This window comes from Salmonella sp. SSDFZ69 (assembly GCF_004010755.1).
Lineage (GTDB): Bacteria > Pseudomonadota > Gammaproteobacteria > Enterobacterales > Enterobacteriaceae > Salmonella > Salmonella enterica.
This window is the reverse complement of record NZ_CP034831.1, coordinates 4,048,774-4,068,740: the sequence shown is the minus strand read 5'-3', so window position 1 is coordinate 4,068,740 and position 19,967 is coordinate 4,048,774. Positions and strand designations below refer to the sequence as shown.

Genomic DNA, 19,967 nt, shown 5'->3' with positions numbered 1-19,967 from the left:
GTAATCGGGCTTATGCACTAAATAAGAATTTAGCGCTTGCTAATATTTAGGGCGTAAGTCCAGGGGAGTCTGGGGGCATTCACAAAACAATTATTATCTTAAACTTTTTAGAGAAACCGTGAGCGTATTCAACCCTTTTTAATAAAAAATCAGGTAAAGTCTTATTCATTCCGTGAATGTTAAATTAATAATGATAAAAATTGTGTTCTATTCATTAGCCAATAAAAAGGCCCTCATTACTATGAGAGCCTTTATCTTGACGCTTATGTAAAAGCGGACTTATTTCTTCGCTGCGCGCTCGAAGGAGGCAACGATTTCCGCTTTAGCCGCTTCGGCGTTGTCCCAACCGTCGACTTTCACCCATTTGCCTTTTTCGAGATCTTTATAATGCTCGAAGAAATGAGTGATCTGCGCTTTCAGCAGTTCCGGCAGATCGTTCACATCTTTAATGTGATCGTACTCTTTGCTCAGTTTGGTGTGCGGTACGGCAACCAGTTTCGCATCTTCACCGGATTCGTCGGTCATTTTCAGTACGCCAACCGGACGGCAACGGATGACGGCGCCTGGCTGCAGCGGGTACGGCGTCGGGACCAGAACGTCTACCGGGTCGCCGTCCAGAGACAGGGTATGGTTGATGTAACCGTAGTTGCACGGATAGAACATCGCGGTGGACATGAAGCGGTCAACGAACAGCGCGCCGCTCTCTTTGTCAACTTCGTATTTGATCGGATCTGCGTTAGCCGGGATCTCGATAACGACGTAGATATCTTCCGGCAGTTCTTTACCCGCCGGGACGTTGAGTAAGCTCATGTCTGTTTCCTTTGAATTTATGACAAACAAGTGGCGAGTATTATAGCCAACTCACGCCGAAAGTCTTCGCTTGTTTTCGTTTCCGCCTCATCTGGCGCGTCGTTGCGGAGCATAAACGACAAAGGTTAAGAACCGAAAAAATCACGGGCCTGATAAGGCAACGCCGCCATCGGACATGTTATTGCCCAATGGCGGCTTCATGCGTTATTCCGCATGGTGGTAAAGATTACGCGTCCGGGTATTCGCGGATAAAGCGTTCCACATCGTCAACCATATGGCGGTTGCCGACGAAGAACGAGCGGCGCTGGTGCAGGCTTTCCGGAATGATATCCAGAATACGTTCTTTACCATCGCTTGCTTTGCCGCCGGCCTGTTCCGCGAGGAACGCCATCGGGTTGCACTCATACAGCAGACGCAGTTTCCCCTGCGGATGGCTGGCGGTGCTGGGGTAGAGATAGATGCCGCCTTTCAGCAGGTTGCGGTGGAAATCGGCCACCAGAGAGCCAATGTAACGTGAGGTATAAGGGCGACTTGTTGAACTATCCTCTTCCTGGCAGAATTTGATGTACTTCTTCACGCCATTCGGGAATTTAATGTAGTTGCCTTCGTTAATGGAGTAGGTTTTACCCTTTTCCGGGAAACGCATACGTTCCTGGCACAGACAGAACACGCCTAACGACGGATCGTAGGTGAAAGCGTGTACGCCGCAGCCGGTGGTGTAAACCAGCATGGTGGACGAGCCATACACGACATATCCCGCAGCGACCTGTTTGTTGCCGGGTTGCAGGAAATCTTCTTCGGTGACCGGCGTGCCGACGGGCGTCACGCGGCGATAAATCGAGAAAATCGTACCGACAGAGACGTTAACGTCGATGTTAGAAGAGCCATCCAGAGGGTCCATCAGCACCACATATTTCGCGTGTTCGCAGCCTTCAAAGACGACAATTTCGTCCTCTTCTTCCGATGCGATGCCCGCTACAATATCGCGCGCTTTTAGTGCAGCTTTCAGTTTCTCGTTCGCGAACAGATCGAGTTTCTGCTGAACCTCGCCCTGTACGTTCTCAGCACCGCTGGCACCCAGGATATCGACCAGACCGGCCTTGTTGATATCGCGGTGGATGATCTTGGCGCCCAATTTTATTGCCGACAGCAAAGCAGTGAGCTCACCGGTAGCCTGAGAGAACTCGTGCTGCTTTTCGACAATAAATTCACCTAACGTTTTCATAACACTTTCCCTGCAATTGATTGGAGTAAAGCGACCGTAACAATCTTAACAAACATTTCAGATGATGCGCTCAGGTGAATCGCGCCAGCAAAGTACAGATTTACCTGAAATGCGTTTCTCACTTGCCAGACATGTGCGTAAAATGGCTCGCAGATAAAAAAAGGATAGTGACGTATGCGCATTCATATTTTGGGAATTTGTGGCACTTTCATGGGGGGGCTGGCGATGCTGGCTCGCTCGCTTGGTCATGAAGTAACGGGTTCGGACGCCAATGTGTATCCGCCGATGAGTACCTTACTTGAGAAGCAAGGCATTGATCTGATCCAGGGTTATGACGCCAGCCAGCTCGATCCGCAGCCGGATCTGGTGATTATCGGCAATGCGATGACGCGCGGGAATCCGTGCGTGGAAGCGGTGCTGGAAAAAAACATTCCCTTTATGTCTGGTCCACAGTGGCTGCATGACTTTGTGTTGCGCGACCGCTGGGTACTGGCGGTCGCCGGTACCCACGGCAAAACCACGACCGCAGGCATGGCGACCTGGATACTGGAAGCGTGCGGGTACAAACCGGGCTTCGTGATCGGCGGCGTACCGGGCAATTTTGAGGTTTCCGCACGCCTGGGCGAGAGCCCGTTCTTTGTTATCGAAGCGGATGAGTACGACTGCGCGTTCTTTGATAAACGTTCTAAATTTGTGCATTACTGCCCGCGGACGCTGATCCTCAACAACCTTGAGTTTGATCATGCCGACATCTTCGACGATCTGAAAGCGATCCAGAAGCAGTTCCACCATCTGGTGCGCATCGTGCCGGGGCAGGGGCGCATCATCTGGCCGGAAAACGACATCAACCTGAAACAGACCATGGCGCTGGGCTGCTGGAGCGAGCAGGAGCTGGTGGGCGAGCAGGGACACTGGCAGGCGAAGAAGCTGACTACGGATGCTTCCGAGTGGGAAGTGTGGCTGGACGGCGAAAAAGTCGGCGATGTGAAATGGGGCCTGGTCGGCGAACATAACATGCACAACGGTCTGATGGCGATTGCCGCCGCGCGCCACGTGGGCGTCGCGCCCGCAGAAGCGGCCAGCGCGCTGGGGTCATTTATTAACGCCCGCCGCCGTCTGGAGCTACGTGGTGAAGCGAACGGCGTGACGGTGTATGACGATTTCGCCCATCATCCGACGGCGATTCTGGCGACGCTTGCCGCGCTACGCGGGAAAGTGGGCGGCACCGCGCGCATTATCGCGGTACTGGAGCCGCGTTCTAACACGATGAAGATGGGGTTATGCAAGGATGACCTGGCGCCGTCGTTAGGGCGTGCGGATGAAGTGTTCCTGCTGCAGCCGCCGCATATTCCGTGGCAAGTGGCGGAAGTCGCCGAAGCCTGCGTACAGCCTGCTCACTGGAGTGGCGATGTCGATACGCTGGCGGAAATGGTGGTGAAAACCGCACAGCCTGGCGATCACATCCTGGTGATGAGCAACGGCGGTTTCGGCGGCATCCATCAGAAATTGCTGGATGGGCTGGCGAAAAAAGCTCAGAACGTAACAGCGTATTAAATGACTATGCGGTCAGCCAGCCTTGTGGCTGGCTGTTTTATATGGGGCATCTTGCCATCGAAAGCGCATTCCGCTCGCCGGGAGACGTTAAAGCAATACTGAAAAATCATTTGCCGCTCAGTATTGAAAAAGAGTAGACGCATATCCTTAAAGTAATCAGTGTAATACACTAAGAGTGTTCCGCCGGTTGCCGTATGCGGGACGAAAAGAGCCAGTTCGCAATAACAGATGAAGGTTTCGTGATTTATAAACGTCATCTTCTGCCTTTCAACGTTTGCGATGCCGCCTGGCTGCGGGCATCGTCCAGTCATAACAATGCTGATCCTGTCGCATTTATGCGGTCAGATTCAGATTGCTCAGAACCCAGCCCGCCAGCAAATTCTGTACTGAAGGTAACCACAGCGCAATTTGAATGTTGTTAACTGTATGTTCAGTTCATTTGTGCTAATATGGTTATTTACGAAATTTTCGTTCTATTAGAGTATCATGCATGTCTAAACATCAAACTCAACTTTCCTTACTGCAGGATGATATCCGCAGTCGCTATGACAGCCTTAGCAAACGTCTTAAACAAGTTGCTCAGTATATTCTGGATAACAGTAATAGCGTTGCTTTTGACACGGTAGCTTCCATCGCGCAACATGCCGATGTTCCCCCTTCGACACTGATTCGTTTTGCTAATGCGTTTGGTTTTAGCGGATTTAATGAAATGAAACAGGTATTTCGCCAGCACCTGATGGAGGAAACTGTAAGCTATACCGAGCGGGCGCGTCTGTTCAGACAGAAAAATGCGGATGAAGGGGAACCTACCCCGGAAAAGCCGGGTGAAATTCTGAAGCTATTTTCAATGGTGAATGCACAGGTATTACAACAATTACCGGTGCAGATTAAAAATGAGCAGTTGGATGCGGCGGTAAATCTGTTAGCGAAAGCCGACAATATTTATGTGATTGGATTACGTCGTTCGTTTAGCGTGGCCAGTTATTTAACCTACGCATTGCGTCATCTGGAGAGACGGGCATTTTTAATTGACGGTATTGGCGGAATGTTCTCTGAACAGCTAAGTATGGTCAGCCCCGACGATGTCGTTATTGCCATCAGCTACTCGCCTTACGCGCAGGAAGTGGTGGAATTAGTCGAGCTTGGCGCGAAACGCGGTGCGCACCATATTGCGATAACCGATAGCCAGGTCAGCCCGCTGGCAGCGTTCAGTGAAGTCTGTTTTGTGGTACGTGAAGCGCAGGTCGATGGTTTCCGTTCTCAGGTCGCGTCCATGTGTCTGGCGCAAACGTTAGCGGTTTCACTGGCGCTGGCGACGGAGTAAAAAAACAAGCCGATGATCGTATTTAGCGATCATCGGCATTGTGGTGAAACTTAATCAGAATAACGTTCGGTTTGAATTGGCTGCAGTTTTTTTCTGCGTTTTGCTAACACTACACTCTCCATTTTCTCCAGCGAAATGCCTTTTGTTTCCGGCAGGTAACGGCAGATAAAGAAGTAACTGAAGATGCAGCAGATGGCAAATATCCACATTGGAAATGCGCCGTGGAAATGCGAAAGTAAATACGGGTTTTCATTAATCATCGGGAAGAATTGCGAAACTAAAAAGTTTGCCATCCACATAAATCCGACCGAAATACTCATTCCCTGCGACCTCATCCGGTTAGGGAATATTTCAGAAATAAGCACCCATGCGCCCACGCCCCAGGAAAGCGCGTAGAAAATCATAAAGAACAGCATACCGAATAGCGCGAAATAACCGGTTGCCTGGCTGTACAGCGCCCATGAAGTGAGCAACAAGCCGATGATGCTGCCAATAGTGCCTTTACGCATCAGCGACAAACGCCCCATCTTATCCATAATCATTGCGCCAATAATGGAACCGATAAGCTGAATCACGCCGATCCAGATTGTCTGGAACAGGGCCTCCTGGGCGCTACCGGTCACATCCTTAAGGACGATTGGCGCGTAATACATCATGACGTTAACCCCTGTTACCTGTTGCAGCATAGCGATCATGCAGCCCAGAATCAGGATGAAACGCACGTTCCCGTCGCGGTAATTGAGTTTTTGATGGGCGTTTAGTTGGTCATTTTGCAGTGAGGTTTTTATATCGGCAAGAAGATGTCTGGCATGTTCTTCGTTGGATATTTTGGTCAGTATTTTTAGCGTCTCCTCCTCGCGACCAATCATCATCATCCAGCGGGGAGATTCCGGGATTAAAAAGACTAAAATACAGAACAAAATGCAGGGAATAATACCCGCAGCAAACATATAGCGCCAGCCAAGTTCAATGAGCCAGGTATCCGCTGCAATCGATGCTATTTTGTAGTTAACGTAGAAGATCAGAATCTGACCGAAAACGATAGCGAACTGCTGCATACTTAATGCTCTGCCGCGCATGTTTTTCGGTGAGACTTCAGACATATACATCGGTGATACTGTTGCCGCCAGGCCGACTGCCAGTCCACCGATAATGCGATAAATCACAAAATGGGTGAACGTGTAGGAGAGGGAGGTGCCCACTGCGGAAATAGTGAATAACAGCGCTGAAACCATCAATGATTTCTTGCGTCCAAAACGTTTGGATAAATATCCGGCGCTAAACGAACCAATAACGCACCCCACCACAACGCAGGAAACCGCCCAGCCGGTCTCAGCAGGAGATAGATGAAAGTAGCTGGTCAGTGAACCAATCGCACCTGAAATAACAGCAGTATCGTAGCCAAATAATATTCCGCCCAGTGCGGCAATCGCGCAGATGCGTAATATGTAACCCGTATTATAACAACTATCTGATGTGGACATAGGTAGATTATCTCCAGAATAAACTTCATCTATCTGTTTGAATTTAGTGAACAAATAGACAAATTCATCTTATGTCGGTCATTGCCGTAGCTCTGCCGACGATCTTATAGCTATTGAGAACTCTCGTTTCACAACCTATGTTTTAATTTCAAAACGATCAATAATGAAACTTATGTTTTGTTATGGGTATCACATTTCGAATTTCATAATCCTGGCGTTTTTTATCGTTAAGATGCTGCGTTTTGCGCAGTGCTCTCCTGTATATTGATGAATTTACTTAATTTTATTGCTTTCGTGACAGTGCCTGAACTCAATTTGTCAGGGGCAGTACTTTTTGTTCTTTCCTGGAACATCTCCATTTCGTGATCTTTTGCATGGAATTTTTCTTCTAATGAGTGCAAAAATAAAATGAAAAATTTCATTGGTGTGTTGTTTCCTCAACAGGCAAGGGAGGGATTATGTCTCAGAGAAGTAAGTACAATTCGGCCTATGTGTACGTCCTGTGTTGTATTGCGGCGCTGGCTGGATTGATGTTTGGTTATTCAACGGCGGTGATTACCGGGGTAGTATTGCCTTTACAGCAGTATTACCAACTGACGCCAACCGAGACCGGATGGGCCGTTTCCAGTATCGTGATTGGTTGTATCATCGGCGCGCTGGTCGGTGGAAAAATTGCCGATAAACTGGGGCGTAAACCTGCGCTTCTGATCATTGCGATCATTTTTATCGCTTCTTCCTTAGGGGCGGCGATGAGTGAATCGTTCATGATCTTCTCCCTTTCCCGCATTGTGTGTGGTTTTGCGGTTGGGATGGCCGGAACGGCATCCACCATGTATATGTCTGAACTGGCGCCTGCTGAAATTCGCGGCAAAGCGCTGGGCATTTACAATATTTCCGTGGTATCTGGCCAGGTTATCGTGTTTATAGTCAACTATCTGATAGCAAAAGGAATGCCTGCTGATGTGCTGGTTTCCCAGGGCTGGAAGACTATGCTTTTTGCCCAAGTGGTACCCTCCATTGCGATGTTAGCGATTACGCTTTTCCTACCCGAATCACCGGCATGGTGCGCCCGTAACAACCGCAGCGAAGCTCGTTCGATAAAGGTGCTTACCCGGATCTACAGTGGATTAACGGCCACAGATGTGGCCGCTATTTTTGACAGCATGAAAGAAACCGTACGTCCACAGGACAACGTCGCCGGGGGAGAACGCACCAACCTGAAAAGCTCGCCGGTGCTCCGCTATATTCTGTTGGTTGGATGCTGTATCGCCGTTTTGCAACAGTTCACAGGCGTTAACGTAATGAACTATTATGCGCCGCTGGTGTTGCAGAACAGCAGTACCGAAGTGGTTATGTTCCAGACCATTTTTATCGCGGTATGTAATGTGGTGGGCAGTTTTATCGGCATGATCCTGTTCGACCGCTATGGCCGTATACCGATTATGAAAATTGGTACCATCGGCTCAATTGTCGGCCTGTTGATCGCGTCATACGGTTTGTACACCCACGATACAGGCTACATTACCATCTTTGGCATCCTTTTTTTTATGCTGCTGTTTGCCGTCAGCTGGAGCGTTGGCGCATGGGTACTGATTTCTGAGGTTTTCCCTGAAAAGATAAAAGGTTTTGGGATGGGGCTGGCGGTGAGCCTGATGTGGATAGCCAACTTCCTCATCTCACTGTTGTTCCCGGTCATAAATGATAACGCCTGGCTGCAGGAGACCTTCGGCGGCGCTTTTTCGATGTGGATTTTTGTCGTCTTTAATTTGGTCTGCTATGTCTTTATTTCTCGTTATGTGCCGGAAACAAAAGGGGTGCCGCTAACAGAAATTGAACGGCTGGCCGAGAACAAGCTGCGTGAAATTCAGGGGAAACGTCGCGATGTAATAGCCTGATACCTCTCCAATATTAGCGGAGAATATCCAGAGATATTCTCCGCTGGTTACACAACCTTTACTCCCTCCAGCGAGTGCGCACAGGATATACCCTGTTGAAGCCTCCCCAGTGTTTACCACCTCTACGTAACTAATTGATCCATAATAATATCGGCAAATAGGGTAAGTCTTCTTCTGCATCATTATTTTATTGCGTATTCCTGGTGGGGGCCGTGCCGTAAATACGCTATATACAAAACAGGGAAATAATTTAAGAGAAGGTGGATAGCGATCTTATGAGCGTGTGTGGCGCAGAGTTGAATAAAAAAGCCAGCCGCAGAGGACGGCTGGCAAAGTACCACTCAACGAAGTGTTATCGCGGGTAGTCTGATGAGTTAATCCACGCGTGGTTCTCTTCCCAGGTGAAACGCCATTTTCGTAGCGGGCCGGCCATCACGTTCAGATAGTAGTTATCGTAACCCGCGATGGTGGCAACCGGGTGGTAGCCTTTAGGTACTTTCACTACATCCCGGTTATAGACCGCCATACATTCATCCAGGCTGCGATCGTCGGTGTAGACGCGCTGTAAGCAGAATCCCTGAGGTGGATTGAAACGGTGATAGTACGTCTCTTCCAGATAGGTCTCCTGGCCTTCAACTGCCGTATCGTGCTTGTGCGCGGGCCAGGAGCTGGTATCGCCTTCATTAGTGTACACTTCAACGACTAGCAGGCTGTCGGCGAGCTGGCTATCAGGAAGGATGTTATGCACCAGGCGCTGATTGCGCCCTTTTCCCCGATGCTCTACCCCGACCTCTTGTGGCGAGATCAGACGTACCGGAAGCTCTCCGAATCCCGGCGCGCTGCATACGGCCAGCTCAAGGTCGGTTTCGGCTGTCACTTTCGCCTCCGTATGATGGGGGAGGTAAACCGAATAAGCCGGAATGCGTTCAAACGGACTCATGCGCTGACCAATCCGATAGAAAAAACTGTCGGCGGCCTTAACGCTGGCCAGCCCGGCAACCAGCACCAGACAGCGTTCACGCTCATCGGACGGCAGGGTTATCGACTCTCCAGCCTTTAACTGCCAGACATCAAAACCGACATACTCCCAGCCTGCATTTTGAGGGGAAATGTGTTGGATATTTCCCGACTCAGAGGTACAGGTACTCAGCAAGTTGGCCATAATCTTCTCCTTCCTGAAAGCGTATTAACCGAGAGTCGGCATACTGAACTCCGATACGATCTGCTGTCCGTTCGGCCAACGCGAGGTAACGGTTTTCATCCGGGTATAGAAGCGCACGCCATCCGGCCCATGGACGTTCAGGGCGCCAAACACCGAGCGCTTCCAGCCGCCAAAAGAGTGAAATGCCATCGGAACCGGAACTGGAATATTAATACCGACCATCCCGGCTTCAACCGACTGGGCGAATTCGCGCGCATAGTGACCGTTGGTGGTGAAAATCACGCTGCCGTTGCCGAATTCATGGGAGTTTACCGTGCTAATGGCGGTGGCATAATCCGGGACGCGCACAATTCCGAGAACCGGGCCAAAAATTTCTTCACGCCAGATGGTCATCTCAGGCGTGACGTTATCAAACAGAGTGCCGCCGACATAAAAGCCTTCAGGATATCCCGCCACGCTATAGTTGCGGCCATCCATGACCAGAGTTGCTCCCTCGCTCACCCCTTTGTCGATGTAACCCAACACTTTCTGTTGGTGAGCACGTGAAACAACCGGGCCCATTTCATTTTCATCTTTGCCGCGCAGCTCTCCCGGGCCGATACGTAGCGCCGCAATCAGCGGTTTCAGGCGTTCGATCAGACGGTCCGCCGTTTCATCGCCCACCGCGACCACTACCGGCAGCGCCATACAGCGTTCGCCCGCGGAACCAAATGCTCCGCCCATAATGGCGTTGACGGTGGCGTCCAGGTCTGCATCCGGCATGACGATTGCGTGATTTTTGGCGGCCCCGAAGGCCTGTACGCGTTTGCCATGGGCGCTGGCGGTGGTATAGATATGTTCCGCGACGGCGGAGGAACCGACAAAGCTGACGGCCTGTACGCGAGGGTCGCTGGTCAACAGGCTAGCCGCCTCATTGCCACAGTGAACAACGTTAAACACGCCGTCCGGCAGGCCAGCCTCCTGCAGAAGCTGCGCCATACGTAACGATGCGGACGGCACCAGTGCGGGCGGCTTCAGGACGAAGGTATTGCCGCAAGCCAGAGCAACCGGGAACATCCACATAGGCACCATTGCCGGGAAGTTAAACGGTGTGATGCCTGCCACAACCCCAAGCGGCTGCATTAATGAAAAGCTGTCAACGCCTGAGCCGACGTTAAAGGAGTACTCTCCTTTGCTGAGGTGCGGGATCCCGCAGGCAAATTCGACAACCTCTATGCCGCGTGTCAGTTCGCCAAGCGCATCTGACCAGACCTTGCCATGCTCGCTGACGATCAGCGCCGCCAGTTCGTCCCGATGCTTTTCCAGTAATACTTTGAATTCAAAAAGGATACGTGCCCGGCGTAGCGGAGTCATTTTACTCCATGCCGGAAAAGCCTCATGTGCGCTTTGAATTGCCGCCAGCATCTCCTCTCGGGTGCTCTGGGTGACCTGACGAATTACTTTACCGGTGGCCGGATTAGTCACCGGTAGCGTCTCGCCGCTGCTGCTCAGTGTCGTTTTACCATGAATAAAATTGCCGACTGTTTCCATCTCTTTTTTATCCTCTTAAACCGATGTTGACGACGTTCTGACTGAGCGGTCACAGGAAAACCTGGTTATCTTCAGCCTAAAACGCATACCGTATTCAATGTAAATTTTAGGATTAAAAATTTCAAATTTATTTTTATGAAATTTTATTTTGAAAATTTGACGACTGATTTTTATACGAGAGTATGTGCAGTAAGAAATCAAAAATCTAATTAACTTATTGATTTTTATTGTTTTTATTTGGTGTGGTATCAATGGTTGTCTGTTGTGACGAGGAAAGATTTGGAAAAAATTATGATCTATATAGCATTTTTGTTTCATTTGGTGTGGTATAAAAATTCAAATTTCAGGGGTGTTTCGGCACCACAGTTTCGGATATTGGAGGGTAAATCATGCGCTTGTGCTTCTGTCCTTCAGAACGAGAGAATAAGGCTCAGCCCCAGTTGGCGTATGTGAGTCAGGTCAGTGAGAGCAATGGTCCGTTTGTCCGGTTCATGCATATGCACCCACAGACCGTTGAACTGATTCTTATCACCGAAGGAGACGGGGAGTATTTCATTGGCGATCGCATCTACCCGGTTCGTAAAGGCGACCTGGTCATTTATAACAGCCAGGTGGTGCATGATGAGTATCTGGAAAGCGGGCGACCAATTGGCACTATTTGTTGTGGGATTAACAATATTTCGTGTCCGGGTCTACGTGAGAATGCGCTAATACCGGATGATATTGTGCCGGTTATTCCACTGTATCACCATTATGCGACGGTGGAAAAACTGATGAGCTCCGTGTTTACCGTTATTAATCAGCATGCGGTAGAAGGGCCAGCAATGGCGCAGCTATTGACCCAGGTAGTACTCAAATACATTGAGGGAAATGTCTTATTGCGCACAGGTAACGATGCCATACAGCGCCATGAAAATTTACTTGATTCAATAAAATCCTATATTGATCGCAATTTCTATGAGCCAATTCGGCTGGATACGCTGGCGACGAAATTTAATGTCAGTCCTTATTATGTTTCCCATGAATTTAAACGCCGCTATGGTTATTCACCGATGGATTACCTGATAAAACGTAGGCTGGGGGAGGCGCAATCGTTACTAACCACGGATGAAGGCGGGCGCGAAAAGATCACCTCTATTGCTTATCGTGTTGGCTTTAGCAACCTTAGTCATTTTCAGAATTACTTCAAAAATAAAGTGGGGAAAACACCCGGTCAATATCGCAAGGACTATCGTAAAGCTAATTATTTATTATTTGAATATTAATTCTTGCTAAAATTTAATCGTCATGAGAATGGTCGCAATACTGCGGCCATTTTTATTTGTCGGTATATTTTATGCGTTTATCTATAGCGCGAAAAGTCTGGCAATATCATTAAAGAGTGATGATTTTTTTGTGATACCTGACGCATTTATCCCACTTCTTCAACCAGGATAGATAAAGTTTTTCAGGCTACAAAAAGTAATATGTTGTCCATCAAAGGTTAATTTGCATCGCGGTATGCAGTAAAAGCGTTTCATTAAGTGGGAGCCAGCAACATGTACAATGTAAAAAAGAGCATTAAGTTGGGGATTGCGCCTATCGGTTGGCGCAATGATGATATTCCTGAGATTGGTAAAGAAAATACATATAAACAAATACTTAGTGATGCCGCGCTTACCGGTTTTTCCGGGACGGAAGTTGGCGGTTGTTATCCGCAGGATCCTGCTGAGTTAAATAAAGAGTTAATGCTTCGCGGACTGGAAATACCAGGCCAGTGGTTTTCTTCCTTTATTATTCGCGATGGTATTGCATCTGCGATGAATGCTTTTGAACAGCATTGTGCTTATTTGCAGGCAATACATGCATATGTCGCCGTTGTTTCTGAACAAACTTATAGTATTCAAGGTATTATCGATAAGTGCGTTTATACAGAGAAGCCTAACTTCAGCGACAGCGAATGGCAGCTTTTATGCGAAGGACTTAATGCGCTTGGGAAAATTGCCAATGCGCACGGGCTGAAGCTCGCTTTCCATCATCATATGGGTACCGGTGTGCAGACTCTGCCGGAAGTGGATCGACTCATGGAGAATACCGATCCGCAATTTGTACATCTGCTGTTTGATACCGGGCATATATATGTTTCTGACGGCGATGTCATGCCGCTACTGAGTAAACATTTTGATCGTATTAAACACGTTCATTTTAAAGATGTGCGTAATGAAAAACTCAAAGCATGTCGCCTCGCGAAGAAATCATTCCTCAATTCTTTCCTTGATGGTGTGTTTACCGTCCCCGGCGATGGAAATATTGATTTTAAATCCGTATTAGCTTATCTGGTCGGGCATCAATATTCTGGCTGGATTGTTGTTGAGGCCGAGCAGGATCCTAAGAAATATAACCCATTGGAATATGCGCAAAAAGGTAAAAAGCATATTGATGAGTTACTGAAAAATTATCTTTAATTGAAAAGGAAACAGAAAATGACTTTAAAAGCAGGTATTGTAGGTATCGGCATGATCGGCTCCGATCACTTAAGACGTCTGGCCAACACCGTGTCGGGTGTAGAGGTTGTTGCCGTATGTGATATCGTCGCGGGTAGGGCGCAGGCGGCGCTGGATAAGTATGCGATCGAAGCCAAAGATTATAATGACTATCACGATCTGATTAATGATAAAGACGTTGAAGTGGTCATCATTACCGCATCAAATGAGGCGCATGCCGATGTGGCCGTTGCCGCGCTAAATGCTAACAAATATGTTTTCTGCGAAAAACCGTTAGCGGTGACGGCTGCGGATTGTCAGCGTGTGATTGAAGCAGAGCAGAAAAATGGTAAGCGCATGGTGCAGATTGGTTTTATGCGCCGCTACGACAAAGGTTACGTTCAGCTGAAAAATATTATCGACAGCGGCGAAATCGGTCAGCCATTAATGGTTCATGGACGTCATTACAATGCCAGCACGGTGCCAGAATACAAAACGCCACAGGCTATCTATGAAACATTGATTCATGAAATTGACGTTATGCACTGGCTGCTAAACGAAGATTATAAAACCGTTAAGGTTTACTTCCCGCGCCAGTCCAGCCTGGTGACCACTCTGCGTGATCCGCAGCTGGTTGTAATGGAAACCACCTCCGGCATCAATATTGTGGTTGAAGTATTTGTGAACTGCCAGTATGGCTACGACATTCACTGCGATGTTACCGGCGAGAAAGGAATGGCGGAGCTGCCAACCGTCGCCAGCGCCGCGGTACGGAAAGCGGCGAAGTATAGCACCGACATCCTGGTTGACTGGAAACAGCGCTTTATTGATGCCTACGACATTGAGTTCCAGGATTTCTTCGATCGCCTGAACGCAGGATTGCCGCCGGCAGGCCCAACGTCATGGGATGGTTATCTGGCTGCGGTTACCGCTGATGCCTGCGTGAAGTCTCAGGAAACAGGGAATACCGAGATTGTTGAATTACCCTCAAAACCTGATTTCTACAAATAAACCTTCCGCGTATTAAAACCTTCTGCCGGATAGCGATGCTTAAGCGTCCTATCCGGCATATCACAATTTATTATCTTCTTTTATCCGGAACTTCCCTATGAAAGGCAGACTCATCTCTTCCGATCCGTATCGTCAGCAATTCCTTGTTGAGCGTGCGGTCTCTTTTTCGCATCGTCAGCGTGATTGCAGTGAATTAATCAGCGTCTTACCGCGCCACACGTTACAGCAGATTGACGGATTCGGCGGCAGCTTTACCGAAGGTGCGGGCGTGGTATTCAACAGCATGAGCGAAAAGACGAAGGCGCAATTTCTTTCCCTTTATTTTTCTGCTCAGGAACATAATTACACTCTGGCGCGGATGCCAATTCAGAGCTGTGATTTTTCCCTGGGCAATTACGCGTATGTCGATTCCAGCGCTGATCTGCAGCAGGGACGGCTCTCCTTTTCCCGCGATGAAGCGCATTTAATACCGCTGATTTCCGGGGCGTTGCGGTTAAATCCACACATGAAGCTGATGGCTTCGCCGTGGAGTCCGCCGGCGTTTATGAAAACTAATAACGATATGAACGGTGGCGGCAAGCTGCGGCGCGAATGCTACGCCGACTGGGCCGATATCATTATCAACTACCTGCTGGAATACCGCCGCCACGGCATTAATGTGCAGGCGCTCTCCGTGCAGAATGAGCCGGTGGCGGTAAAAACCTGGGACTCCTGTCTGTATAGCGTGGAAGAGGAGACAGCCTTTGCCGTGCAGTATCTGCGTCCGCGCCTCGCCCGGCAGGGTATGGATGAGATGGAGATCTATATCTGGGATCACGATAAAGATGGCCTGGTAGACTGGGCTGAACTCGCCTTTGCTGACGAAGCTAATTATAAGGGAATTAACGGGCTGGCATTCCACTGGTATACCGGCGACCATTTTTCGCAAATACAGTATCTGGCCCAGTGCCTGCCGGATAAAAAACTCCTGTTTTCCGAAGGCTGTGTGCCAATGGAGAGCGATGCCGGTAGCCAGATTCGCCACTGGCATACCTATCTCCATGACATGATTGGTAATTTCAAATCGGGTTGTAGCGGGTTTATCGACTGGAATCTGCTGTTGAACAGTGAGGGTGGGCCGAATCATCAGGGTAATCTGTGTGAAGCGCCCATTCAATATGATGCGCAAAACGACGTGCTGCGGCGTAACCACTCCTGGTATGGTATTGGCCACTTCTGCCGCTATGTGCGGCCGGGGGCGAGGGTCATGCTTTCTTCAAGTTACGATAATCTTCTGGAAGAGGTGGGATTTGTGAATCCCGACGGCGAGCGTGTGCTGGTGGTGTATAACCGCGATGTCCAGGAAAGGCGTTGCCGGGTGCTGGATGGCGATAAAGAGATCGCGTTAACGCTGCCGCCGTCAGGCGCCAGTACGTTGCTATGGCGGCAGGAGTCGATCTGAATGATGAAGCTGGGATTTAATGAAGCGACCTGTATGCGAAACTCCACGCTGGCACAGGATGTTGTGTTGGCGGAACGTTTTGGCTATGACTACATCGAAATCCGTCTGGATATGTTGCAGGAGTGGTTACAGAAACATACGTTAAGCGAGCTGGCAGACATTTTCGCCGTCGGCCACCTTAAGCCCTGGGGCTACAATTCGCTGGAAGACATTACGTTTTGTGATAGCGAAAGCTGGGCGGAGAAACGGCGGCAGTTGGCTTTCGCCTGCCATGCTGGCTCAGTGGTGGGGGGTGATTGTCTGGTTGTGGTGCCCACCATTCGTCAGGGGGGAAATTTTCCGCCAGGGGAAACGGTGAAAGATTCAGTGAAGCGTCTGCGCGAGATGGCGGCAGTGGCGGAAGAAAGCCAGATGCGGCTGGCCTTTGAGCCGATCGGTTCCGCAGGATGCTGTGTGCGCAGTCTTGCCATGGCGATGGAGATCGTAGATGCGGTCGATCGCAGTAACGTCGGGCTGGTCGTCGATGCCTTTAATCTTTACCTGCACGATCAATGGCGGGATCTGACCACGCTTCGCCAGATCCCTGTGGAAAAGATCTTCGTTTACCATATTGATGACGCCGATAATCTGCCGCTGGCAACGCTGGAGCATTGCCATCGTCTGTTTCCTGGCAACGGCGTGATCCCACTGCATGAGATCACGCATGAGCTAGTGCAGAAGGGCTATGAGGGGATCTGTTCGCTGGAACTGTTTAACCCTGGCTACTGGCAGATGGCGGCCAGCGAAGTCTTTGCGATAGGGGCGGAAAAGACTCGCCCCTTCTTAACAGCTTAATGTTGCCGCAGCAGGAGATGGACAACCGCCGCGCCCAGCAGCGCGCAGGCCGCGGCCAGAAGAAAGACCTGCTGATAGCCGATAAACGGCGTCAGCAGGCCCGCTATTGGTCCGGTAAATCCGTAGGCCAGATCCTGAAACGCTGACCAGACGCCGAGGGCCGTACCACGAATCTCCGGTGGCACTCTGCGCACAACCTCTACGCCCAGCGATGGGAACATCAGCGAACAGCCGCAGCCGGTAATCGCCGCGCCAATCAGCGCAGCGCCTGCTGACGGAGCGGCCCACATTACCGCCAGTCCGGTCCCCTCTACCAGTAGTGAAAAGGTTGCGACCGTGGCGCCGCCGTAACGGTCGGGAAATTTGGCGCAGAAAAAGCGGACAGCGATAAACGCAATGCCAAATAGCGTCATCGCAAAACCGGTGTTATCCCAGTGACGCTCGTTGAACCAGAGGGCGGTAAATGCGCTAAGGGTGGCAAAACCAATACCCTGGAGCACAAGCCCTGTTCCGGGCCGCCACACCAGGCCGACTACCCGTAGCACTGGCACGCGGGGACGGGCTGTTGGGATATTCCCCGGAATGCCATAGATGACTCCGCTGGCGATGATCGGCAACAGCACGACGAGGAGCGCCGGAAGCGCCAGGCCGGCCCTGGCGTAAAGCGACAGCCCCAGCGGCGCGCCGATAGCCAGCGCACCGTAGGTCGCCATGCCGTTCCAGGAAATAACCTGACCCGCGTGGGTCGAGCCCGCCAGCCACATCCCCCAGGTTAAATTACCGGTCAAAATGAAACTTTCACCGATGCCCAGCAGCACACGACCAACAATCAGTATGGCCCATGCGAGCAGCGGAACCGGGTGAGCGATTAGACTGACCAGCATCAGCAGACCTGATGCGGCGCAGTAGAACTGACCGGTGATAACCGTCCGACGTCCGCCTGACGTGTCGGCTTTTCGACCCGCGGCGCCCCGGGTAAGCAAGGTGGCGATAAACTGGCTACCTACCGCGATACCGATCAACAGATCGCTCAGATGCAACTGCTGCTGAACGTACAGCGGCAGCATGACTAACGGGATGCCAATAGTCAGATAGTTGAGAAACATCGCGGCGCTGATGCGAAACAGCGTGATCGATGTGGAATGTTGTGTGAGAGCTGGCATGGAATCGTCCTTGAACACGCCCCTTGTCCGATGCAGACACGGGGCGTGATGAGGCAGGCATTAACGTGCCGGGCGGTATTCGCGCCAGTAGTCGATAAGCATGCGGTATTTTTGTTTCACCGTTGCGATGAGCTGTTCATCGTTAAGCTGGCCGCCTAACCACTGGCGTGACGGTTCGCCAAAGATGGTCCGGCCGACGGCGAAACCTTTCACCCAGGGCATATCCGCTGCTGCGGCGAATCCTGACTTCAACTCGCTTTCCGGTGCGTCCAGGCCAAGTATCAATATACCGCGACATTCAGGGTCATAATGCTCAATATGCTGGCTGATTTCTCGCCAACGATCTGGGCTTAACGGCGGCAGTTTCCACCAGTCCGGCAGGATCCCCAGTTGATAAAAACGTTCCACAATCTGGGGATAGTATTGCTCATTTTGGTCTGCCGCATCGCGCGGCAAGATGACTTCCAGCAGCAGATCATGACCAGACTGGCAGCAGGCGCGGTAAACCTCGTCAATGAGCGCCTCTTGTTCAAGACGTACCGACTCTGCATCAAGTGGATGATAGAAGACCAGACATTTCACGACGTGCTCTTGTGGCCAGCTGACAAGCTGAGAGCCAATATCGCCATGTTCCAGCTTCAGCGGATACGAACCGGGCATCTCAACCGGTCGGCCAATCCACCATCCCTGGCCGGTCACGTCGTTAAGCGCCTGCTGACCAAAGGTGGTATCGGCAAGGATGCCGCTATTATTCTGTAAACCGGCCTCAAGCGCCGCCTGACGCGCCCCTTCCAGCAGTAGCATCTTCAGAGGGGGGATCGCGGATTCACTGGCGCCGACTTCATTTGCGATATCCACCAGTTGCTTGCGATGGTCGAAGGCGAATACGCACAGCTCCGGCCAGTGCTGTTTACGGGTTGTGACCCGATGAAGGTGATTCAGCCGCGGGTCTTTGTCTGGCCGGGTGATGGATTGTTCACGCGCGAGGTAGTCGTCCAGCTCTTTTTTTGTTGGCATGGCGGGGGCACAACCGTGGCGCGATACTACTAACGCGCCGCAGGCGTTTGCATAACGGCAGGCTTGCTCCCAGCTTTCATCGTTCAGGTATCCCCGCAGCAGTCCTGACATAAAGGCATCGCCCGCGCCCAGAACGTTCAGAACGTCTACGCGAACGCCGCTATGTATCTTCACCTGCGACCAGTCATCGGCGATGTTGCCTTCAAAGACTGAGCAGCCCAGCGCGCCGCGTTTGCACACCAGTACGGCCTGGGTCAACTGACGGACGCGCCGCAGGGCGGTCAGCGTGTCGGTACTGCCGCCGGCGATATGGAATTCTTCTTCGGTCCCAACGATCAGATCGAAATGGCGCAATACCTGCTGGAGCTGTTCGGTAACCTGTGATGAGGCGATGAAACGTGTTTCACCGTCTCCTAGCGACGTCAGGCCCCACAGTACGGGGCGGTAGTCGATATCCAGCGCCCGCCGCAGCTCGTGTTTTTGCGCATACTCCAGCGCTTTAAGAACGGCGGCGCGCGTATTGGGGTGAGAAAGATGGGTACCGGTGACGGCTAATGCGCGTGAAGAAGCGATGTAATCTTCGCGGATATCCTCGGGTGTTAGCGCCATGTCCGCGCAGTTATCGCGGTAGAAGATCAGAGGAAAGGTGTCCTGATCTTTAATGCCGAGGATCACCAGCGCGGTCAGACGATCGCGATCCGACAGCAGGCACTGCGTATCCACACCAACGCGGTTTAATTCTTCACGAACGAAACGTCCCATATGCTCATCGCCGACGCGGGCCAGCATAGCGGAACGTAATCCCTGAATGGCCGTGCCGTAGGCAACATTGCCTGACGATCCCCCTAAATATTTAGCGAAAGTCGTCATATCCTCCAGCCGCGACCCGATTTGTTGACCATACAAATCAACGGCGACTCGTCCCAGACAGATAACGTCCAGCGGCTTTTGCTCACTACTGACTGCTTTATTCATTGACATATCCCCTAACAGAAGACGGTGTTATTTTTGCCCATACTAAGGTTTGGTGATTTCATTTTCAATAAAAATGGAAA

General features: G+C 50.7%; 17 protein-coding genes. 8 read left to right on the top strand and 9 right to left on the bottom strand.

Translation table 11 applies throughout. The features are described 5' to 3' along the window. Positions 1-279: 279 nt before the first annotated feature. A complete protein-coding gene (gene ppa, locus EOS98_RS20165; protein ID WP_000055079.1) occupies positions 280-810 on the bottom strand; it encodes an inorganic diphosphatase in 531 nt (176 codons plus the stop codon). Positions 811-1,036: 226 nt separating this feature from the next. After that, positions 1,037-2,035, bottom strand: a complete 999-nt coding sequence (gene fbp, locus EOS98_RS20160; protein ID WP_000853764.1) for a class 1 fructose-bisphosphatase — start codon at positions 2,033-2,035, stop codon at positions 1,037-1,039. Between the two features lie 174 nt (positions 2,036-2,209). Between fbp and mpl the strand changes: the two genes are divergently transcribed. Together mpl and iolR are read left to right on the top strand one after the other, a co-directional pair. Then, positions 2,210-3,589, top strand: coding sequence for a UDP-N-acetylmuramate:L-alanyl-gamma-D-glutamyl-meso-diaminopimelate ligase (gene mpl, locus EOS98_RS20155; RefSeq protein ID WP_001219833.1), 1,380 nt, complete (start codon positions 2,210-2,212; stop codon positions 3,587-3,589). A 490-nt stretch (positions 3,590-4,079) separates the two neighbouring features. Next, positions 4,080-4,913: a myo-inositol utilization transcriptional regulator IolR gene (iolR, locus tag EOS98_RS20145; RefSeq protein ID WP_000033840.1), complete on the top strand. Its 834-nt coding sequence runs from the start codon at positions 4,080-4,082 to the stop codon at positions 4,911-4,913. A gap of 50 nt (positions 4,914-4,963) precedes the next feature. Here the strand turns inward: iolR and iolT1 are convergent, their stop codons facing one another. Both iolT1 and EOS98_RS20135 read right to left on the bottom strand, forming a co-directional pair. After that, positions 4,964-6,397 carry a myo-inositol import MFS transporter IolT1 gene (gene iolT1 / locus EOS98_RS20140; RefSeq protein ID WP_000107709.1) on the bottom strand — a complete coding sequence of 478 codons (1,434 nt, stop codon included), beginning with the start codon at positions 6,395-6,397 and terminating at the stop codon, positions 4,964-4,966. Positions 6,398-6,624: 227 nt separating this feature from the next. Continuing rightward, positions 6,625-6,819 (bottom strand): hypothetical protein, encoded by a 195-nt coding sequence (locus tag EOS98_RS20135; protein ID WP_126524337.1) that lies wholly within the window; start codon positions 6,817-6,819, stop codon positions 6,625-6,627. A gap of 36 nt (positions 6,820-6,855) precedes the next feature. Here EOS98_RS20135 and iolT2 point away from each other — a divergent pair, with 36 nt between their 5' ends. After that, the gene (gene iolT2 / locus EOS98_RS20130) at positions 6,856-8,292 is read left to right on the top strand and encodes a myo-inositol import MFS transporter IolT2 (protein WP_000083108.1); all 1,437 of its coding nucleotides are present in this window, start codon (positions 6,856-6,858) and stop codon (positions 8,290-8,292) included. Positions 8,293-8,644: 352 nt separating this feature from the next. Here the strand turns inward: iolT2 and iolB are convergent, their stop codons facing one another. From iolB to EOS98_RS20115, 3 genes are read right to left on the bottom strand one after another with little or no spacing between them, the layout of a single operon-like run. Beyond that, positions 8,645-9,454 carry a 5-deoxy-glucuronate isomerase gene (gene iolB, locus EOS98_RS20125; protein WP_020437622.1) on the bottom strand — a complete coding sequence of 270 codons (810 nt, stop codon included), beginning with the start codon at positions 9,452-9,454 and terminating at the stop codon, positions 8,645-8,647. Positions 9,455-9,478: 24 nt separating this feature from the next. Continuing rightward, entirely contained in the window at positions 9,479-10,984 is a 1,506-nt protein-coding gene (gene iolA / locus EOS98_RS20120) for a malonate-semialdehyde dehydrogenase IolA (RefSeq protein WP_000450729.1), read from the bottom strand. A gap of 15 nt (positions 10,985-10,999) precedes the next feature. Further along, positions 11,000-11,302, bottom strand: coding sequence for a hypothetical protein (locus EOS98_RS20115; RefSeq protein WP_071591110.1), 303 nt, complete (start codon positions 11,300-11,302; stop codon positions 11,000-11,002). Positions 11,303-11,424: 122 nt separating this feature from the next. Between EOS98_RS20115 and reiD the strand changes: the two genes are divergently transcribed. The 5 genes from reiD (at position 11,425) to iolI1 (ending at position 16,732) form a co-directional block, all read left to right on the top strand. After that, positions 11,425-12,249, top strand: coding sequence for a myo-inositol utilization transcriptional regulator ReiD (reiD, locus tag EOS98_RS20110; protein ID WP_000332219.1), 825 nt, complete (start codon positions 11,425-11,427; stop codon positions 12,247-12,249). A 258-nt stretch (positions 12,250-12,507) separates the two neighbouring features. After that, on the top strand, positions 12,508-13,428 hold the full coding sequence (gene iolE, locus EOS98_RS20105; RefSeq protein ID WP_012601329.1) for a myo-inosose-2 dehydratase: 921 nt from the start codon (positions 12,508-12,510) through the stop codon (positions 13,426-13,428). 18 nt (positions 13,429-13,446) lie between these two features. After that, entirely contained in the window at positions 13,447-14,457 is a 1,011-nt protein-coding gene (gene iolG1, locus EOS98_RS20100; RefSeq protein WP_000172704.1) for an inositol 2-dehydrogenase IolG1, read from the top strand. A gap of 97 nt (positions 14,458-14,554) precedes the next feature. Continuing rightward, positions 14,555-15,898: a lysosomal glucosyl ceramidase-like type III secretion effector SrfJ gene (gene srfJ, locus EOS98_RS20095; protein WP_000678388.1), complete on the top strand. Its 1,344-nt coding sequence runs from the start codon at positions 14,555-14,557 to the stop codon at positions 15,896-15,898. Then, the gene (iolI1, locus tag EOS98_RS20090) at positions 15,899-16,732 is read left to right on the top strand and encodes a 2-keto-myo-inositol isomerase IolI1 (protein WP_000976927.1); all 834 of its coding nucleotides are present in this window, start codon (positions 15,899-15,901) and stop codon (positions 16,730-16,732) included. On the opposite strand, the gene EOS98_RS20085 is transcribed toward iolI1, so the two are convergent. Together EOS98_RS20085 and EOS98_RS20080 are read right to left on the bottom strand one after the other, a co-directional pair. Next, a complete protein-coding gene (locus tag EOS98_RS20085; protein WP_001111174.1) occupies positions 16,729-17,895 on the bottom strand; it encodes an MFS transporter in 1,167 nt (388 codons plus the stop codon). The two genes, iolI1 and EOS98_RS20085, sit on opposite strands and share 4 nt — an antisense overlap. Before the next feature lie 60 nt (positions 17,896-17,955). After that, on the bottom strand, positions 17,956-19,893 hold the full coding sequence (locus EOS98_RS20080; protein ID WP_126524336.1) for a bifunctional 5-dehydro-2-deoxygluconokinase/5-dehydro-2-deoxyphosphogluconate aldolase: 1,938 nt from the start codon (positions 19,891-19,893) through the stop codon (positions 17,956-17,958). Positions 19,894-19,967: the final 74 nt, after the last annotated feature.